At 65.0% G+C, this 2,357-nt stretch carries 3 protein-coding genes; all 3 read right to left on the bottom strand.

Annotation, left to right across the window (positions count from 1 at the left end; genetic code table 11):
• Positions 1 to 212 (bottom strand): c-type cytochrome biogenesis protein CcmI (ccmI, locus tag MOV75_RS34930; RefSeq protein WP_247007616.1); only part of this gene is annotated, 212 nt, incomplete at its 3' end.
• 131 nt (positions 213 to 343) lie between these two features.
• On the bottom strand, positions 344 to 613 hold the full coding sequence (locus MOV75_RS34925) for a hypothetical protein (protein WP_246932067.1): 270 nt from the start codon (positions 611 to 613) through the stop codon (positions 344 to 346).
• Positions 614 to 713: 100 nt separating this feature from the next.
• A complete protein-coding gene (locus tag MOV75_RS34920; protein ID WP_246932064.1) occupies positions 714 to 2,114 on the bottom strand; it encodes a hypothetical protein in 1,401 nt (466 codons plus the stop codon).
• Positions 2,115 to 2,357 lie beyond the last annotated feature (243 nt).

Raw genomic sequence — 2,357 nt, 5'->3', positions numbered from 1 at the left:
AGCAGCCTGCGGCTGATCTCGACGCGCGCCGCCTCGGCGTCCGGCGCGGGGATCGAGCCTGCGGCGAGATCACGCTCGATCTCGGCCAACTGGTCCTTGTAAACCGCGACCTCGCTGCCCTGGTCTTGCGCGCGTCCGTTGCGGCCAAGCGGCAAGAGCACGGCGAAAATCGCCGCGACCGTCATCAGCGCGAACACGAACCATAGCGTCATCTGGCAAGCTTCCGGCAGCGCACGAACCGCGCCCATAGGTGGCTTTACACCACGGCCGGACGATGCGGCAATTGACAATTGTCAATTCGGCGCGACCGCACACAGTCCCGAAACGGTGAAAATCCAACGGCTTAGCCGATTTCGAACTCCGCGCTTTGCGCGGCGTCTTCGCCATGCCCGTTGAAGGCCTTCAGGAAGTATGTTCCCGGCTGGACTGCATCCGGCAATCTGATGCGCAGCGCACCGACCGGAACCGGAGATGCAACCCTCGTGATCGTCTCGGACAGTTGCCGACCGCTCGCCTTCTCGACCACCACCACCTTGGCGCCGACCATCAGTCTTTGATACTTGGCAACAATGACGCGGTTCTCAATTTCGATGGAGCTGATAACGGGTTTCATGCGCCCACAAATGGAAGTTCCCCGGACTTGCACGGGAACCGTACGGCGCGCAACCGGCACCGTCAACCACAAATTGTGATCACGAAAATATGCGCTTGGGTCAGCTCGCGCGCGACGATTTGCGCTCGCCGGTCGCTGCGTTCTCCGCGGCCCGGCTCATCAGCGAGGCGTAATCGTCGCCGAACAGCACCTGGCAGAAGCGGATCGCGGCCTGCACCTGCTGTTGCCGATAGGTGCGGACCTTGTGATCGGCGGCGCGCAGCGACTGCACCAATTGCTCGGTCGAGCGCTCGACATATTGCTGAAGGTCGGAATAGGTGCGCAGCGTCACTTCGTTGATCGCAAGCTCGCTCGCATAGTTGCGGCAGGTCGCGACGAAATCGATCAGCGCCGCGGTTTCCTCCACCTCGGTGCCGTCGATCCGCGCCCCCGGCGGAATGTCCTTCTCGGCTCGCTGGCGCAGGATGCGGCGAACGCGGCCGGGAACGCTGTCGATCTCGGATTGCAAGGCATTGGAGATGTCGGCCCGGATCGAGGTCAACTGCTTGCCCCAGGCGGAATCGTTGCGCAGGTCGAGCTCGGTGCGCAGGCCGCGTATGCCGTCGTGCAACGCCTTGAGATTGCCGGCAACGTTGTCGAAATGGCCGCGCTTGATGTCCATGCGCAGGGTGGCGGCAACACAGGACAGATCGTGCAGCGCGATCGTGACGGCGACGCCGTAGGGCGTCGCCGCGACGCGGATCTCGTCGTCGGACGCAGCAATCTTGATGGCGAGGCGAATGATCTGCCACGGGGCGGTCATCCGCTGCACCACGGTCGACAGCGCGAAGGGCAGCATCTGCGGGGTCTGGAGCACCGGAATGTTGAGCGCCGACGTCACCGAGGCGATCTGGGAATCGCCGAAAGCGCGCAGGGTGCGCGGCAGCTTCTCGTTCAGGCTGGCGATGGCCTCCCGGACCTGAAGCAACGCTCCGATCGAATAGAGGTCCTCGATCACGTTGGGCGGGCCGACCCGGGCCAGCGCGCGCGACTTGTCGCCGCCGCCGGGACCCGTCAGCTCGAAAATGGCGTCCGCAGCCACCGCTTGGAGCTTCGAGGCCAGCGCTTCGACCTGCCCTGCACTGTCTGCCGGCATGCGGGCCAGCGCCGCCTCGAATTCCTTCACCTTGTCCGGGGCGCCGTCGCGGCCGAGCCATTGCCAGATCGGATGCAGCGAGGAGCGGCGGATCTGCCCGACCCGGGTCGGGGCGCCCGCCTCGACCAGGAACGGTTCCAACACCTGGAACAGCAGCCGCGACAGATCGTCCGTCCGCGGCGGCACAGCCTCGTCGGCTTCGGTCTTACGGACGATCTTGCGCAACTGATCGAGTACGAGGGTCGCGACAGCCGTGTCCTGGCCGCGCTCCAGCGCGCGCTCGAACTCCCGCATCAGCAGGGCCTGCGCCTGCGGCGGGAGCTGCGCGAGATATTCCCTCAGCCGCTCGATCGATGTCTGGCTCATGCGCCCGGGTAATGCACGGTAAAATGGCGGACATGGGATTGCGTCCGGGCGCGATCATAGGAGGGCCCACTTAAGAAGCCGTTTAGGAAGTCGGACGGAATCCCTCCGGTTGGCTTTGGCCGGGACTTGGCGAAGACGAAAAAGCACGTCGGAACAAGGGATTATACTCCCGGAAGGAGCAGGTCGGCGCGCAGGCCGCCGGTCGGCGCGCCGCCGAGCGAGAGGCTGCCGCCATAGAGCGCG

The organism is Bradyrhizobium sp. PRIMUS42, assembly GCF_023006515.1.
Lineage (GTDB): Bacteria > Pseudomonadota > Alphaproteobacteria > Rhizobiales > Xanthobacteraceae > Bradyrhizobium.
Note: the sequence above shows the minus strand (reverse complement) of the source record. Positions and strands in the feature narration are given on the sequence as shown.